This window comes from Nocardioides sp. SRI_004, assembly GCF_057586415.1.
Map to the genome: position 1 here is coordinate 1 of NZ_JBYCZV010000008.1, position 16,545 is coordinate 16,545.

The 16,545-nt window shown below is 71.9% G+C and carries 15 protein-coding genes; 13 read left to right on the forward strand and 2 right to left on the reverse strand.

Annotation, left to right across the window (positions count from 1 at the left end; all coding sequences use genetic code 11):
* A partial coding sequence (locus AC2YHB_RS12300; RefSeq protein WP_487354033.1) for a biotin/lipoyl-containing protein occupies positions 1-266 on the reverse strand: 266 nt, incomplete at its 3' end.
* Between the two features lie 154 nt (positions 267-420).
* Between AC2YHB_RS12300 and AC2YHB_RS12305 the strand changes: the two genes are divergently transcribed.
* Positions 421-720: a hypothetical protein gene (locus AC2YHB_RS12305; RefSeq protein WP_036544829.1), complete on the forward strand. Its 300-nt coding sequence runs from the start codon at positions 421-423 to the stop codon at positions 718-720.
* A 138-nt stretch (positions 721-858) separates the two neighbouring features.
* Here the strand turns inward: AC2YHB_RS12305 and AC2YHB_RS12310 are convergent, their stop codons facing one another.
* Positions 859-2,355 carry a leucyl aminopeptidase gene (locus AC2YHB_RS12310; RefSeq protein ID WP_179651796.1) on the reverse strand — a complete coding sequence of 499 codons (1,497 nt, stop codon included), beginning with the start codon at positions 2,353-2,355 and terminating at the stop codon, positions 859-861.
* 42 nt (positions 2,356-2,397) lie between these two features.
* Here AC2YHB_RS12310 and gcvT point away from each other — a divergent pair, with 42 nt between their 5' ends.
* The 12 genes from gcvT (at position 2,398) to pgsA (ending at position 16,345) form a co-directional block, all read left to right on the forward strand.
* Entirely contained in the window at positions 2,398-3,531 is a 1,134-nt protein-coding gene (gcvT, locus tag AC2YHB_RS12315; RefSeq protein ID WP_179651794.1) for a glycine cleavage system aminomethyltransferase GcvT, read from the forward strand.
* A 3-nt stretch (positions 3,532-3,534) separates the two neighbouring features.
* Positions 3,535-3,792: a hypothetical protein gene (locus AC2YHB_RS12320; RefSeq protein WP_051932191.1), complete on the forward strand. Its 258-nt coding sequence runs from the start codon at positions 3,535-3,537 to the stop codon at positions 3,790-3,792.
* Positions 3,789-4,628 carry a PhzF family phenazine biosynthesis protein gene (locus AC2YHB_RS12325; protein WP_487354034.1) on the forward strand — a complete coding sequence of 280 codons (840 nt, stop codon included), beginning with the start codon at positions 3,789-3,791 and terminating at the stop codon, positions 4,626-4,628. Before AC2YHB_RS12320 ends, AC2YHB_RS12325 begins: the two co-directional genes overlap by 4 nt.
* Before the next feature lie 27 nt (positions 4,629-4,655).
* Positions 4,656-5,450: a thymidylate synthase gene (locus tag AC2YHB_RS12330; RefSeq protein ID WP_487354035.1), complete on the forward strand. Its 795-nt coding sequence runs from the start codon at positions 4,656-4,658 to the stop codon at positions 5,448-5,450.
* Positions 5,447-5,977 carry a dihydrofolate reductase gene (locus AC2YHB_RS12335; RefSeq protein ID WP_487354036.1) on the forward strand — a complete coding sequence of 177 codons (531 nt, stop codon included), beginning with the start codon at positions 5,447-5,449 and terminating at the stop codon, positions 5,975-5,977. Before AC2YHB_RS12330 ends, AC2YHB_RS12335 begins: the two co-directional genes overlap by 4 nt.
* A 68-nt stretch (positions 5,978-6,045) precedes the next feature.
* On the forward strand, positions 6,046-6,984 hold the full coding sequence (locus AC2YHB_RS12340; protein ID WP_487354037.1) for an LLM class F420-dependent oxidoreductase: 939 nt from the start codon (positions 6,046-6,048) through the stop codon (positions 6,982-6,984).
* Positions 6,985-7,055: 71 nt separating this feature from the next.
* On the forward strand, positions 7,056-7,943 hold the full coding sequence (dapA, locus tag AC2YHB_RS12345) for a 4-hydroxy-tetrahydrodipicolinate synthase (protein ID WP_036544844.1): 888 nt from the start codon (positions 7,056-7,058) through the stop codon (positions 7,941-7,943).
* Positions 7,943-9,628 carry a ribonuclease J gene (locus tag AC2YHB_RS12350; RefSeq protein WP_179651786.1) on the forward strand — a complete coding sequence of 562 codons (1,686 nt, stop codon included), beginning with the start codon at positions 7,943-7,945 and terminating at the stop codon, positions 9,626-9,628. The genes dapA and AC2YHB_RS12350 overlap by 1 nt, the downstream gene beginning before the upstream one ends.
* A 76-nt stretch (positions 9,629-9,704) precedes the next feature.
* Positions 9,705-12,332, forward strand: a complete 2,628-nt coding sequence (locus AC2YHB_RS12355; RefSeq protein ID WP_179651785.1) for an FtsK/SpoIIIE family DNA translocase — start codon at positions 9,705-9,707, stop codon at positions 12,330-12,332.
* Between the two features lie 5 nt (positions 12,333-12,337).
* Positions 12,338-14,179 carry a helix-turn-helix domain-containing protein gene (locus AC2YHB_RS12360; protein ID WP_218864784.1) on the forward strand — a complete coding sequence of 614 codons (1,842 nt, stop codon included), beginning with the start codon at positions 12,338-12,340 and terminating at the stop codon, positions 14,177-14,179.
* 76 nt (positions 14,180-14,255) lie between these two features.
* Positions 14,256-15,704: a 30S ribosomal protein S12 methylthiotransferase RimO gene (gene rimO, locus AC2YHB_RS12365; protein ID WP_179651784.1), complete on the forward strand. Its 1,449-nt coding sequence runs from the start codon at positions 14,256-14,258 to the stop codon at positions 15,702-15,704.
* On the forward strand, positions 15,701-16,345 hold the full coding sequence (pgsA, locus tag AC2YHB_RS12370) for a CDP-diacylglycerol--glycerol-3-phosphate 3-phosphatidyltransferase (protein ID WP_179651783.1): 645 nt from the start codon (positions 15,701-15,703) through the stop codon (positions 16,343-16,345). The genes rimO and pgsA overlap by 4 nt, the downstream gene beginning before the upstream one ends.
* Positions 16,346-16,545 lie beyond the last annotated feature (200 nt).

Below are 16,545 nucleotides of genomic sequence, written 5' to 3' on the forward strand. Positions count from 1 at the left end.
GCGGCCGGCGCGGCGCCGGTGGACTCGCCCGCCTCGCCGACGACCGCCAGCACGGCACCGATCTCGACCGTGTCGTCCTCGTTGGCCCGGATCTCGATCAGCGTGCCGGCAACGGGCGACGGGATCTCCGTGTCGACCTTGTCGGTGCTGACCTCGAGCAGCGGCTCGTCGATCGCGATCTGGTCGCCGACTTGCTTGAGCCAGCGGGTGACGGTGCCTTCGGTGACGGACTCACCGAGCGCGGGGAGAGTGACTTCGGTCGCCATGGGAGCCATCCTTGCACCCCGGGTGTTGCAACTGGCAACGGGCCACCCGCGGTTCGGGCACACTTGTGGCATGGGTTTGTTCGACCGCTTCCGTGGCGGATCAAGGCTACGGATGAGTAACCCCACGGGGGACGCACGCACCGGTTCCACACGCGTGCGCGCAGCCGGCCGTGGCGACGAGGAGCACCTGCGCACGTGGGTGCAGGAGCGTCGCGGCGTCGAGGGCTTCGTCGAGCCGCGCACCGCGGTCAGCGAGGTCACCCTGCTGCTCGTCGCCCACGATGGCGAGTGGACCCGCCGACGGGTGCCCTCGGTGAAGTGGGCCCACGACTTCTGCAACCGCCACCAGGTCCCGTCGTACGACGCGGCGGTGGTCGGCGTCCCGCAGCGGATGCGCGACTACAACTCCCGGGTCAGGCAGGCGCAGAAGGAGCAGCTGCGGCGCGACCAGTGAGGTCCCGCCGGTCGCTGGCGCCTGCTGCGCGTCGCGACGCGCGCACGCTCGCGTCGTTGCAGACGCTCGACGTGCGTCCAGCATGCCTTCGCGCCCGCGCCTTGCGAGCGCACGCGCCTCACGCCGCTCGCGACGGCGTCAGCGACCGGCGCGACCTCGGATGAACTCCAGGAGCGTCGCGACCCCGTAGCCGGTCGCGCCCGGGGCGAGGTAGCCGTTGCCGCCGCCCTTGTTGAAGGTCGGCCCCGCGATGTCGAGGTGCGCCCACGGCAGCCCGCCGTTGAACTCCCGGAGGAAGGCCGCGGCGAAGATGCCGCCGCCCCACCGGATGCCGTCGTACTGCGCGAGGTCGGCGACCGTGCTGCTGCGGATCCGGGAGTCGTAGTAGTCCGGGATCGGCATCGGCCAGGCGTCCTCGCCGGCCGCGGCAGCCGCCGCGAGCACCTCGTCGACCACGGCCTCGTCGCCGAGCACACCGGCGATCCGGTCGCCGAGCGCGAGCACCATGTGCCCGGTCAGGGTCGCGATGTCGACCAGCACGTCGGGCTCCGCCTCGACCGCGCGGCCGAACGCGTCGGCCAGCACCAGCCGGCCCTCGGCGTCGGTGTTGCTGACCTCGACGGTGGTGCCGTCGTACGTCGTCAGCACGTCGCCCGGGCGCATGGAGGCGTCGCCCACCATGTTCTCGGCGAGGGCGGCGTACACGGAGAGGCGGACGGGAAGGCCGAGCCGGGCGGCCGCGATGGTGGCCTGGACGACGGCGGCGGCGCCGGCCATGTCCTCCTTCATCGTGGTCATGCTGGCGGCGGGCTTGATCCAGAGGCCACCGGAGTCGAAGGTGATGCCCTTGCCGACGAGGGCGACGTGGGCGACCGCGTCCTTGGGGGCGTAGCTGAGCTCGACCAGGCGCGGGGGAGCCGCCGACCCGGCGCCGACGGCGAGGATGCCGCCGCAGCCGAGCTCGGCCAGGCGGGCCTCGTCGAGGACCTCGGCCTTGATCCGCGACCCGGCGGGAAGGTCCTTGTTGGCGGCCTCGACCGCGGCCACGATCGCGTCGGCGAACAGCGGCGGGGTCAGGTCGGCGGGCGGGGTGTTGACCCAGTCGCGGGTCGCGACGACCGCGTCGGTGACCACCTGGGCCGGCTCGACGGCGGCCGCGATCTCGGCCTTCCTGGCCGACGGCGTCAGCACGACGATCTCGGCCGGCGTGGTCGGCGTCCCCGGCTTGCTCTTGTACGACGTGAAGGCGTAGCCGCCCAGCCGGTAGCCCTCCACGACCGCCCGCACCAGCTCGGGGCTGTCGGCGGGCAGGGCCAGGGCGACCGACGCCGCGTTCGTCACCGCGCGCGCGGCGTTGCCGGCCGCCCGTCGTACCGCTGCGGCGTCGACGTCGTCGCCGAGGCCGACGAGGACCAGCAGGGGAGAGGCGATCGTGCCGCCGGTCGGGACCTTCGCGACCTCGCCCGGACGACCCTTCGCGCCGACGGTGGCGAGCAGGCCCCCGAGCTTGCGGCCGTACGCCGCCGCCACGTCCTCGGCGCCTGCGGCCAGGGTGCCGTCGGGCCGCACGCCGACCACGACCGCCTCCGCCTTGGTCTTGGCGGGGCTGGCGGTGCGCAGTGCGAAGGTCGTCACCGGCGCAGGATATCGACCGGCCGATGCAATAGATTCCGACGCATGGCCGATGCGACCCCCTTGCAGTCCCCGCTCCACGACCGGCACGAGGCGCTGGGCGCCAAGTTCTCGGAGTTCGGCGGCTGGCTGATGCCGCTGGAGTACCCGACCGGCGTCGTCAAGGAGCACACCGCGGTGCGCGAGGGCGTCGGCATCTTCGACGTCAGCCACCTCGGCAAGCTGGTCGTGCGCGGCCCGGGCGCCGTCGAGTTCCTCAACTCCACGCTGACCAACGACCTGCACCGGATCGGCCCCGGCAAGGCGCAGTACAGCCTCGTCGTGGACGACGCGACCGGCGGCATCGTCGACGACGTCTTCACCTACTACCGCGACGACGAGCACGTCCTGGTGGTCCCGAACGCCTCCAACAACGAGGAGGTACGCCGCCGCCTCGTCGAGGCCGCGCCCGCGGGCGTCGAGGTGGTCGACCACCACCGCGACTACGTCGTGCTGGCGGTCCAGGGCACGAAGGCCGACGAGGTCGTGGCCGGCGTGGGCCTGCCCGTCGGCCACGAGTACCTCACCTTCGTCGAGGCGCCCTGGGAGGCCGGCGACGCGGACCCCGACCCCGACTCGCTGGTCATCGTGTGCCGCACGGGCTACACCGGCGAGCGCGGCTACGAGCTGATCGCGCCGAGCGCCGTCGCCCCCGCGCTGTGGGACGCGCTGATGGCCGCCGGTGAGCCGCACGGGCTGGTGCCGGCGGGCCTCGGCGCCCGCGACACGCTGCGCACCGAGATGGGCTACCCCCTCCACGGCCAGGACATCGGCCCGTCGATCACCCCCAACGAGGCCCGCCTCGGCTGGGCGGTCGGCTGGAAGAAGCCGGCCTTCTGGGGACGCGACAAGCTGCTCGCCGAGAAGGAGGCCGGCGCCCGCCGCAAGCTGGTCGGCCTGGTCTCCACCGGCCGGGCGATCCCACGCCCGCACATGGGCGTCCGCCTCTCGCCGGACGTGCTGCTCGGCGAGGTCACCTCCGGCACCTTCTCGCCGACCCTCAAGAAGGGCATCGCCCTCGCGCTGCTCTCCAGCGTCGTCGCCGACGACGGCGAGGTCACCGTCGACGTCCGCGGCCGGGGCGAGGTCTTCCAGGTGACGAAGCCGCCGTTCGTCCAGCCGTCGGTGCGGGAGGCTTGAGCCATGAACCTCCCTGAGCAGCCCGGCTCCTCCAGCTTCCGCCCGCCGACCGAGCAGCCCTGGCGCTGGCGCCTCGAGGACGCCAGCGGCGCCGAGGTCGCCGTCTCCGGTGACCTGGCCGACCAGACCTTCCCGAGCCAGGGCGACGCCGAGTCGTGGGTCGGCGAGACCTGGCAGGAGCTGGCCGAGGCCGGTGTCGCGCAGGTGACCCTCTTCGAGGCCGACCGCGAGGTCTACGGCCCGATGTCGCTCTCGGCATGAGCGCCGCCTCGCGCCCCTTCCGCCAGGTCGACGTCTTCACCGCCGAGCCGATGCTCGGCAACCCCGTCGCCGTCGTCCACGACGCCGAGGGGCTCACCGACGCGCAGATGCAGGCCTTCGCCCGCTGGACCAACCTCAGCGAGACGACCTTCCTGCTGGCGCCGACCGACCCCGCCGCCGACTACCGGCTGCGGATCTTCACCCCGTCGATGGAGCTGCCGTTCGCCGGCCACCCGACGCTCGGCTCGGCCCACGCCTGGCTCGAGGCGGGCGGTGTGCCGGCGGGGGAGCGGCTGGTGCAGCAGTGCGGCGTCGGGCTCGTCGAGCTGCGGCAGTCCGAGGGCCGGCTGGCCTTCGCCGCGCCCGACCTGCTGCGCTCCGGCCCGGTCGAGGACGAGCTGGTGGAGCGGATCGTCGTCGCCCTCGGCATCGCCCGCGATGACGTGCTCGACATCGCCTGGGCCGACAACGGTCCCGGCTGGGTCGGCGTCCGGCTGGCCTCGGCCGAGGACGTCCTCGCCCTGACACCCGACTTCATGACCCTGCCGGTCGACGTCGGCGTCGTCGGCCCGTGGCCCGAGGGCTCCGAGTGCGCGGTCGAGGTCCGCGCGTTCGTGCCCCACGCCGCAGGCATCACCGAGGACCCGGTGACCGGTTCGCTGAACGCCTCGCTCGCGCAGTGGCTGGCGGGCGGCGTGCTCCCGGCGTCGTACACGGCGGCGCAGGGGACCGCGCTCGGCCGCCGCGGACGCGTCCACGTCACCACGGCCGACGACGGCACGATCTGGGTCGGCGGCGACACCCTCAGCACGATTCACGGGACGGTCACGCTCTGAGCTCCGTCCCCGAACTAGGCTGACGTCGTGCGCCAGTACCTCGACCTCGTCCAGCGGATCCTCGACGAGGGCGCCGAGAAGGGTGACCGCACCGGTACCGGCACGCTCAGCGTGTTCGGTCACCAGATGCGCTTCGACCTGACCGCCGGCTTCCCGCTCGTCACCACGAAGAAGATCCACACCCGCTCGGTCTTCGGCGAGCTGCTGTGGTTCCTCCGCGGCGACACCAACGTGCGCTGGCTGCAGGAGCGCGGCATCACCATCTGGGACGAGTGGGCCGACGAGAACGGCGACCTCGGCCCCGTGTACGGCGCCCAGTGGCGCTCCTGGCCCACCCCCGACGGCGGCCACATCGACCAGCTCGCGCAGGTGATCCGGCAGATCCGCACCAACCCCGACAGCCGGCGCCACATCGTCTCGGCGTGGAACCCCAGCCAGGTCGACGACATGGCGCTGCCGCCGTGCCACAGCCTCTTCCAGTTCTACGTCGTTGACGGCCGGCTCAGCTGCCAGCTCTACCAGCGCTCGGCCGACGTCTTCCTCGGCGTGCCGTTCAATATCGCGTCGTACGCGCTGCTGACCCACATGGTCGCCCAGGTCGCGGGCCTCGAGGTCGGCGACTTCGTGCACACCCTCGGCGACGCGCACCTCTACTCCAACCACCTCGAGCAGGCCCGACTCCAGCTGACCCGCGACCCGCGGCCGCTGCCCAAGCTGCTGCTCAACCCCGCGGTCACCGAGATCGACGCCTTCGAGCTCGAGGACATCAGCGTCGAGGGCTACGACCCGCACCCCGCGATCAAGGCCCCGATCGCGGTATGAGCACCCCTGCCGGGCGGCGGGTCACGATGGTGGCCGCCGTCGCCGAGAACGGTGTCATCGGCGCCGACGCGGACATCCCGTGGAAGATCTCCGAGGACTTCGCCCACTTCAAGGCGACCACCCTCGGCCACGTCCTGGTGCTGGGCCGGACCACCCACGAGGGCATCGGCAGGCCGCTGCCCGGCCGGACCACCATCGTGCTGACCCGCGACCCGTCGTACACGGCGGAGGGGGTGGAGGTCGCCCACTCGATCACCGAGGCGCTGGAGCTGGCCGACGACCTCCTGCGCGACCAGCCGGCCGACCGGCAGGTGATGATCGGCGGGGGAGCGCACGTCTACGCCGCCGCCCTGCCGTACGCCGACGAGCAGGTCATCTCCGAGATCCCGATGTCGCCGGCGGGCGACACGCACTACCCGGAGTTCAGCCGCGGGCGCTGGAACGAGGTGCGCCGCGAGCCCCGCGAGGGCTTCACCATCGTGTGGTGGGAGCGGGTCTTCGCCTGCGGCGGCTCGTCAGGGGCCTGACGGTCGTCGAGGAGGTCGAGCAGCGACCGTCACGAGACGCGGTTGGACGGTGCTGGAAGGCTGGGGCCATGGAGCTCCGCGTCTTCACCGAACCCCAGCAAGGTGCCACCTACGACGACCTGCTGGCCGTCGCGCTCGAGGCCGAGCAGCTCGGCTTCGACGCCTTCTTCCGCAGCGACCACTACCTCCACATGAGCGGCGACGGGCTGCCCGGCTCCACCGACGCCTGGACGACGCTCGCCGGCCTCGCCCGCGACACGAGCACCATCCGGCTCGGCACCATGATGACGAGCGCCACCTTCCGGTACCCCGGCGTGCTGGCGATCCAGGTCGCGCAGGTCGACCAGATGAGCGGCGGCCGCGTCGAGCTGGGGATCGGCGCCGGGTGGTTCACCCAGGAGCACACCGCCTACGGGATCCCGTTCCCGGACACGAAGGAGCGCTTCGAGCGGTACGCCGAGCAGCTCGAGCTGATCACCGGCCTGTGGTCGACGCCGGTGGGTGGGCGCTACGCGTTCGACGGCACGCACTACCAGCTCGCCGACAGCCCGGCGCTGCCGAAGCCGGTCCAGACGGGCGGCCACGCCGGCGGCGTACCGCTGCTCATCGGTGGCACGGGCGCCCGCAAGACGCCGGCGCTGGCGGCGCGCTACGCCGACGAGTTCAACCTGCCCTTCGTCGACGAGGAGTTCACCGCGGTGCAGTTCGGCCGGGTGCGGCAGGCGGCCGAGGAGATCGGCCGCGACCCCGACGAGCTGGCCTGGTCGAACGCGCTCGTGCTGTGCGTGGGCGAGGACGAGGCCGAGGTGGCGCGCCGGGCGAAGGCGATCGGCCGGGAGGTCGACGAGCTGCGGGTCAACGGCCTCGCCGGCACCCCCGACGAGGTGGTCGAGAAGATCCGCCGCTTCGGCGACCTCGGCAGCCAGCGGATCTACCTCCAGGTGCTGGACCTGGCCGATCTCGACCACCTGCGGCTGGTCGCCGCGGAGGTCATGCCGCACGTGTGACCGAGTGGGTGGGGAGGCCCGCGTGGGGCGGCGAGGCGGGTCATCGGGCCCCTTGGCGATAGGCTGACAGCATGACTTCTGCACCCTTCGGCACCGTGCTGACCGCGATGGTCACGCCGTTCCACGAGGACGGCTCCGTCGACCTGGACGGGGTGCAGAAGGTGGCCAGGCATCTCGTCGACAACGGCAACGACGGCATCGTCGTGTCCGGCACCACCGGCGAGTCGCCCACGACCACCGGCGCGGAGGACGGCGAGACGCTCGCCGCCGTCAAGGACGCCGTGGGCGACCGGGCCAAGATCGTCGCCGGTGTCGGCACCAACGACACGCGGCACTCGGTCGAGCTCGCCCGGCAGGCCGAGAAGGTCGGCGCCGACGGCCTCCTGCTCGTCACGCCCTACTACAACAAGCCCAGCCAGCCCGGCGTGCTCAACCACTTCCGCCAGGTCGTCGACGCGACGGCCGTCCCCGTGATGCTGTACGACGTCCCGGGCCGCACCGGCACCAAGATCGACCTGGCGACGTACCGCGCCGCGGCCGACTGGGACAGCGTCGTCGCGGTCAAGGAGGCGACCGGCGACATCTCGCGCACCGCGCAGCTGGTCGACCTCGGCTACACCGTCTACTCCGGTGACGACGTCAACACGCTCGGCTACCTCGCCTACGGCGCCGTCGGCGTCGTGTCGGTGGTCGGCCACGTCGCGGGCACGCAGCTCAAGGCGATGATCGAGGCGTTCCTCGCCGGCGACCACGCCGAGGCGCTGCGGATCCACACCACGCTGATCCCGGCCTACGAGGCGGTCATGGGCGTCGCCAACTACGGCGCCACCACCGCCAAGGCCGCGCTCGAGCTCGCCGGAGTGCTGCCCAACCGGCACGTGAGGTCGCCACTGCTCGCGCTCGACGACGCGGAGGTCGCCGACCTCCGTGCCGGTCTCGAGGCGGCGGGCCTCCTCTGATGTCGCACCCGCACCCCGAGCTCTCCGCCCCGCCGAAGCTGCCGAAGAACGGCCTGCGGGTCATCCCGCTCGGCGGTCTCGGCGAGGTCGGCCGCAACATGACCGTCTTCGAGTACGACGGCCGGCTGCTCATCGTCGACTGCGGCGTCCTGTTCCCCGACGACCACCACCCGGGCGTCGACCTGATCCTCCCCGACTTCGAGGCCATCCGGGACCGCCTCGACGCCGTGGAGGCGCTGGTCCTGACCCACGGCCACGAGGACCACATCGGCGCGACGCCGTACCTCCTGCGCGAGCGCGAGGACATCCCGCTCGTCGGCTCCGAGCTGACCCTCGCGCTGGTGAACTCCAAGCTCCGCGAGCACCGGCTGCGCCAGACGCCGTTCTACACGGTCAAGGAGGGCGACCGGATCTCGTTCGGTCCCTTCGACCTGGAGTTCGTCGCGGTCAACCACTCCATCCCGGACGCGCTCGCCGTGGCGATCCGCACCGGCGCCGGCCTCGTGCTGCACACCGGTGACTTCAAGATGGACCAGCTGCCGCTGGACGGCCGGATCACTGACCTCCGCGCCTTCGCGCGACTGGGGGAGGAGGGCGTCGACCTCTTCCTCACCGACTCCACCAACGCCGACGTCCCGGGCTTCACGACCGCGGAGCGCAAGATCACCCCGGTGCTCGAGCAGGCGTTCTCGGAGTCGAAGCAGCGGATCATCGTCGCCTGCTTCGCCTCGCACGTGCACCGCGTCCAGCAGGTGCTCGACGCCGCGGTGAAGTACGACCGCAAGGTCGCCTACGTCGGCCGCTCGATGGTGCGCAACATGGCCATCGCGCGCGACCTCGGCTACCTCAAGGTCCCGCCGGGCGTGATGGTGGAGGCCAAGGAGCTCGCCAACCTGGCCCCCGAGCGCCAGGTGCTGATCTCCACCGGCTCGCAGGGCGAGCCCCTGAGCGCACTGGCCCGGATCGCGCAGCGCACGCACAACTTCGTGCACCTGGAGGAGGGCGACACCGTCGTCCTCGCCTCCAGCCTGATCCCCGGCAACGAGAACGCCGTCTACCGCGTCATCAACGGCCTGGCCCGCCTCGGCGCCCGCGTCGTCCACAAAGGCAACGCCCTGGTGCACGTCAGCGGCCACGCGAGCGCCGGCGAGCTGCTCTACTGCTACAACATCGTCAAGCCGCGCAACGTGCTGCCCGTCCACGGCGAGGTCCGGCACATGCTCGCCAACGGCGACCTGGCCAAGCAGACCGGCGTCGAGAACGTCGTGTACGCCGAGGACGGCGTCGTGGTCGACCTCGTCGACGGCGTCGCCTCCGTGGTCGGCAAGGTCGCCTGCGGCTACGTCTTCGTCGACGGCCAGTCCGTCGGCGACGTCACCGAGTCCGAGCTCAAGGACCGCCGGATCCTCGGCGAGGAGGGCTTCGTCTCCGTGATCGTGGTCGTCGACTCGGTCTCCGGCAAGGTCTCCGCCGGCCCCGAGATCCACGCCCGCGGCCACGCATGGGCGGACTCGGACTTCGAGGGCATCAAGCAGCCGATCGTCGACGCCGTCAACCGCGCGCTGGACGAGGGCAGCACCGACACCTACCAGCTCCAGCAGGTGGTGCGCCGCACGATCGGCCGTTGGGTGAGCAACACCCACAAGCGGCGGCCGATGATCATCCCGGTGGTCGTGGAGGCCTGAGCCGGCTGCATGCAGCCCCGAAACCCCCGCGCGTGTTGTCCCTGTGACTCATGGGACTTGTGGGTAGGTTGTGAGCATGGCGACCCGTACGTCTTCCCCGACGGCGTCGCGCAGCAGGACCACCCCTTCCTCACGCTCGGGCGCGAAGAAGACGACCAGCTCGCGATCCCGTAGTACGACCACCAAGAAGAAGCCTCCGGCCAAGAAGTCGAACTCGGCCCGGCGGCCGGCTCCGCGCGCCGTCCGCAGCGGCCCCGGGCCGGTGCTGCGTGCCTTCACCGCACTCGGGCGGGGCGTGGTCGCCCTGTGGCTGGCCTTCGCCCACACGATCGGTGCGGTCGCCCGCGGCATCGGGCACGGCGCCCGTGACATCGAGCCCGAGCAGCGCCGCGACGGCTTCGGCCTGCTGCTGTGCGGGGTCGCCCTGGTCATCGCCACCGCGGTGTGGTTCGAGGTCCCCGGCGGGGTCATGGACTTCACCCGGGCGGCGGTGTCCGGCACGGTCGGCAAGATCGGCTGGTTCGTCCCGCTGCTGGTGCTGCTCGCCGGCTACCGCGTGATGCGGGACCCGGTCGGCAACGGCCCCGCGGGCCGCCAGATCATCGGCTGGTCCGCCTTCTCCTTCGGCCTGCTCGGCATCGTCCACATCGCCAATGGCACGCCCGAGCCGGCCCAGGGCGACACCACCGCCCTGCGCGACGGCGGCGGCGCCGTCGGGTACGTCGTCTCGGCCCTCCTGCTCGACCTGCTCCGCTCGCCGGCGCTGGTCATCGGCCTGCTGGCCCTGCTGGCCTTCTTCGGCGTCCTGGTGATCACCGCGACGCCGCTGTACCGCGTCCCGGACCGGCTGCGCGAGCTCGGCGACCTGCTGCTCGGACGCCACCACGCCGCCGACGGCGACGAGACGCAGGCCTACCGCTTCGACGACGCCTTCGAGCGCGAGGGCGACCCGGCCTACGACAGCCCGGTCCTGACCGAGCCGAAGAAGCGCCGCCGCAAGAAGGCGGAGCCCGACCCGTCCGTCGAGGAGTCGATGGAGCTCCTCGAGCCGATCGACATCCCGCTCGTCGACGACGAGCCGACCACGCCGGGCCTCAGCGACGCCGGCATGAGCGCCCTCGAGCGCCGCGCCGCGGCCCGGACCGCGCCCGCCCCGGCCGACGAGACCGGCGAGCTCGAGCCGCCGCCGCACGCCGACCTGCCGCAGCGGGTGGAGCAGCTCGCCCTGTCCGGCGACATCGTCTACACGCTGCCCGACGCCGCCGCCCTCAAGGCCGGCGACCCCCACCGTGCCCGCTCGAAGGCCAGTGACGACGTCGTCGACCGGCTGCAGACGGTCATCGACGAGTTCAACATCGACGCCCAGGTCACCGGCTACACCCGTGGCCCGACGGTCACCCGCTACGAGATCGAGCTCGGCACGGGCGTCAAGGTCGAGAAGATCCTCGGCGTCCAGCGCAACATCTCCTACGCGGTGGGCTCTGAGGACGTCCGCATCCTCAGCCCGATCCCCGGCAAGTCCGCGGTCGGCGTCGAGATCCCCAACACCGACAAGGAGATCGTCTCCCTCGGCGACGTGCTCCGCTCCAACGTCGCGCGCAACGACCACCACCCGCTGGTCGCGGGCCTCGGCAAGGACGTCGAGGGCGGCTTCGTCGTCGCGAACCTCGCCAAGATGCCGCACCTGCTGGTCGCCGGTGCCACCGGCTCCGGAAAGTCCAGCTTCATCAACTCGATGATCACCTCGGTGCTGATGCGCTCGACGCCCGACGAGGTCCGGATGATCATGGTCGACCCGAAGCGGGTCGAGCTGAACGCCTACGAGGGCGTCCCGCACCTGATCACGCCGATCATCACCAACCCGAAGAAGGCCGCCGAGGCCCTCGAGTGGGTGTGCCGCGAGATGGACATGCGGTACGACGACCTGGCGAACTTCGGCTTCCGGCACATCAACGACTTCAACAAGGCCGTCCGCGAGGGCAAGGTCGAGGTCCCGCCGGGCAGCGAGCGCACCCTGACGCCGTACCCCTACCTGCTGGTGATCGTCGACGAGCTCGCCGACCTCATGATGGTCGCCCCGCGCGACGTCGAGGGCTCGATCGTCCGGATCACCCAGCTCGCCCGCGCGGCCGGCATCCACCTGGTGCTCGCCACGCAGCGCCCGTCGGTCGACGTCGTCACCGGCCTGATCAAGGCCAACGTGCCGTCCCGGCTGGCGTTCGCGACGTCCAGCCTCGCCGACAGCCGGGTCATCCTCGACACGCCGGGCGCCGAGAAACTGGTCGGCCAGGGTGACGGGCTGTTCCTGCCGATGGGTGCGTCGAAGCCCATAAGAGTCCAGGGATCGTGGGTCTCCGAGCCGGAGATCCAGCAGGTCGTCAAGCACTGCAAGACCCAGCTCGAGCCGAGCTACCGCGAGGACGTCACCGCCCCGGCGGCGTCGAGCAAGGTCCTCGACGACGACATCGGCGACGACATGGACCTGGTCGTCCAGGCGATCGAGCTCGTGGTCTCCACCCAGTTCGGCTCGACCTCGATGCTGCAGCGCAAGCTCCGGGTCGGCTTCGCGAAGGCCGGCCGCCTCATGGACATCCTCGAGAGCCGGGGCGTCGTCGGACCCAGCGAGGGATCCAAGGCACGCGACGTCCTGGTCAAGCCCGACGAGCTCGACGCCGTGATCATGACCATCCAGGGGGAGGCGTGACCCAGATGACCGATCTGACCGAGACCGCAGAACGACCGCTCCCCGTCGCCGGGCAGCCCGTGGAGGTACGCCGCAATGTCGGCCTCGCGGCCGGCGTCGGCGGCTTCGCCGCCCTGCTGACCGTCGCGTTCGCCGCGCGCGCCTTCACCGGCGGCACCGCCCTCGACTGGCTGGCCTTCGGCGTCCTCGCCCTCGTCACCGGCATGCACCTCGCCTCGCTGTCCGACAGCCGCGCACCGCTGCTCGTCGCCGACGAGCACGGCGTCCGGGTGCGCCAGGGCGCCCAGTGGCGCGGCGTCGCCTGGCAGGAGATCGACTGCCTCGAGCACCTGCCCCGCCACGGCCTGTTCCGTGACGGCCACCTCCTCGTCGACGGGTACGACGACCAGCAGCTCGTGGTCCCGCTGACGCTGGCCACCCGCCTGGTCGGCGCGTCGGCGGTCTCCCTCAGCGACGTGCTCGCCGACCTGGCCGACGGCCGGGCCGACGTGGTCGAGGTCGTCGCCGGAGGCGTCGAGGAGGAGACCCCTCGTCGTACCGTCCCGAGCCTGAGCGACCTCTACGGCGACGACTCCGGTGCGCCGGGTGAGCGCCGCGGGATCGCGGCTCGGGTGGCGGCCGGCCTCACCGGCCGCGACGACGAGCCTGCCGACGAGCTCGACGAGCTGGACGAGCTGGACGAGCTGGATGACGCCGACGACGAGCTGGTCCTCCCGCCCGAGCCCGAGGCCGACGTCGACCGGCTGCGCTCGCGGATGGGGTGGATCCGCCGCTCCTCGACGACCGACACCGCCGACACCGCCGACACCGCCGACGACGCCGACACCGCCGACGACGCCGCTCCCGACGACACCGAGGCGACCGACGAGATCGTGCTGCCCGACGTGGACCCGATGGACGAGGCGGACACCGGCGAGATCGAGGCGATCGAGTCGGACGAGCCCGGCGAGCCCGTCGAGCCCGTCGAGCCCGGCCGGGCGACCGTCCTGTCGGCCCGGGTCGAGATGCCCGCGAGCGAGCGCCCCCGCGTGAGCGCACCCATCGACGCCCTCGACCCGCTGGCGCCGGTCGAGCTCGAGGAGGAGTCGGTCACGGTCGTGCTCGACGACCTCGCGGTCGTCCCGTCGCCCGACCCGGTCATCGGTCCGGAGATCCAGGCGGCCCGCGACCGGCTGCGCCTGACGATCGACCAGGTCTCGGAGCGGACCCGGATCCGTCCGCACGTCATCGAGGCCATCGAGGTCGACGACTTCGGCCCCTGCGGTGGCGACTTCTACGCCCGTGGCCACCTGCGCACCATCGCCCGGGTCCTCGGGATCGACGCGGCGCCGCTCGTGGCGTCGTACGACGAGCGCTACGCCCACGCCCCGGTCGACCCGCGCCGGGTCTTCGAGTCCGAGCTGGCGACGGGCACCGGCGGCGCGATCCGCAGCACCCGCGGCGGTCGCAACTGGTCGGTCATGATCGCGGCCGTGATGGGCGCGGTCCTGGTCTGGTCGGTCGCCCGGCTGGTGATGGGCGGCCCTGCGCCGGTCGGGGAGGAGCCGGTGCTCAACCAGAGCGGCGGCATCACCCAGATGACCACCAAGGGCACCCCGGTCAAGCTGCGCCTGACCGCGGCTGGCGGGGGAGCGACGCTCAACGTCCGCGACGCCGACGGCAAGATCGTCTTCGAGGGCAACCTCGCCTTCGGGCAGTCGAGCGAGCTCAAGGTGGTCCCGCCGATCCGGATCTACAGCACCGACGGCTCGGTCACGTACTCCGTGGGCGGTGCCGACGCCAAGGCACTCGGCGACACCGGCGTCGAGGTCACGAAGACGGTCATCGCGCCGAAGAAGGGCTCCTGAGCCTCCTGAGGCGCAGGTCACCCCGGCGGCTCGCGAATCCCTCCCCGGGACGCTTCGCCGGTATCCTCGACCGGACATGACCAGCACTCCCACACCTGTCTCGGTTGCCCTGCTCACCCTCGGGTGCGCCCGCAACGACGTCGACTCCGAGGAGCTCGCCGGCCGCTTGGCGGCTGACGGGTTCACCCTCGTCGACGACCCGGAGGACGCCGACACGGTCGTGGTGAACACCTGCGGCTTCGTCGACGCGGCCAAGAAGGACTCGATCGACACCCTGCTGGCGGCGGCCGACCTCAAGGAGTCGGGCCGCCCACAGGCCGTCGTCGCGGTGGGCTGCCTGGCGGAGCGGTACGGCGAGGAGCTGGCCTCGTCGCTGCCCGAGGCCGACGCCGTGCTGGGCTTCGACGACTACCAGGACATCTCCGGGCGGCTGCGCTCGATCCTCGCCGGCGAGAAGCCGCACCCGCACACCCCGCGCGACCGGCGGCTGCTGCTGCCGATCAGCCCCGCCGAGCGGCAGGCGGTCGTCGAGACCGCCGACTTCGCCGGCACGGAGGTCGACATCGCGATCCCGGGCCGCTCCGCGATCCGGCGTCGCCTCGACGGTGGCCCGATGGCGCCGCTGAAGCTGGCCAGCGGCTGCGACCGGCGCTGCACCTTCTGCGCGATCCCCATGTTCCGCGGCTCGTTCGTCAGCCGGCGGCCCTCCGACGTGCTGCAGGAGGCCCACTGGCTGGCCGAGCAGGGCGTCAAGGAGCTGTTCCTCGTCTCGGAGAACTCCACCTCCTACGGCAAGGACCTCGGCGACCTCGGCCTGCTGGAGACCCTGCTGCCCGAGCTCGCCGCGGTCGACGGCATCGAGCGGGTCCGGGTGTCCTACCTGCAGCCCGCCGAGACCCGCCCCGGGCTGGTCCGCGCGATCGCGACGACGCCGGGTGTGGCGCCGTACTTCGACCTCTCCTTCCAGCACGCCAGCGCGACCGTGCTGCGCCGGATGCGCCGCTTCGGCGACCCGGAGAGCTTCCTCGCCCTGCTCGACCAGGTCCGCGCGCTGGCCCCCGAGGCGGGCGTGCGCTCCAACGTGATCGTCGGCTTCCCCGGTGAGACCGAGGAGGAGTTCCAGACCCTGTGCGACTTCCTCGTCGCCGCGCGGATGGATGTCACCGGCGTCTTCGGGTACTCCGACGAGGACGGCACCGAGGCCGAGAAGCTCGACGGCAAGCTCGACGCCGACGAGATCAACGCCCGGGTCCAGCACCTCAACGACCTGGTCGGCGAGCTCACGGCCGAGCGGGCCGAGGAGCGGATCGGCAGCACCGTGGAGGTCCTGGTCGAGGAGGTTGACCCCGACGGTACCGGCGACGGCACCGTCGAGGGACGTGCCGCCGAGCAGGGCCCCGAGGTCGACGGCACCACCCGGGTGCTCGGCGTACCGGACGCCGAGGTGGGTGACTTCGTCCGTGCGGTCGTCGTTGCCTCCGACGGCGTCGACCTGATCGCCGAACCAGCAGGAGGACGGGCATGAGCGAGACCAGCACGGGGGAGACCCCGGCCCCGGTGAGGCCGAGCAACTGGAACCTGCCCAACGCGCTGACCACCCTGCGCATCGTGCTGGTGCCGTTCTACGGCTGGGCGCTGCTGTACGACGGCGGCGACTCCGTCACCTGGCGCACCGTCGCCTGGGCGATCTTCTTCGTCGCGATGGTCACCGACAAGGTCGACGGCGACATCGCGCGCGCCCGCAACCTGGTGACCGACTTCGGCAAGATCGCGGACCCGATCGCGGACAAGGCGATCACCGGGATGGCGTTCATCGGCCTGTCGATCATCATGGACACGTGGTGGATGTGGGCCATCACCGTCGTCGTCCTGGTCCGCGAGTGGGCCGTCACGATCCTGCGCCTGTCCGTGCTCAAGGCGGTCGTCATCGCGGCCGCGCAGAGCGGGAAGTGGAAGACCGCCGCCCAGGCGCTCGCCCTCGGCCTGCTCAGCCTGCCCCTGCTCGAGGTCGACGGCTGGCTCGACGTGCCCGGCGAGGTGACCTATGTCGTCGCGATCGCCCTGCTCCTCGCCGCCTTCGTGCTGACCCTCTGGTCGGGCTACGAGTTCTTCCGCGACGTCTGGAAGCAGCGCGCGAGTCTCCGGTCGAGCGCGTCTTCGTCGTAGGGCGGCGGGCAAGCGCGCTGGACGACGCCTCCCGCCGCGCTGCCGACGTGATCCGGAAGTCGTCCGCGGCCTGACCCCCGCGGCCGCGTTCCCTGCGGCCGGATCCGGCAATCCGAACCGGATCTTCACCAAAACGTTGCACGAGTTTTTCTCAACTCCTTGCCAGACTGCGGGTGGGTCGAACTAAGGTCGGGCTCCTT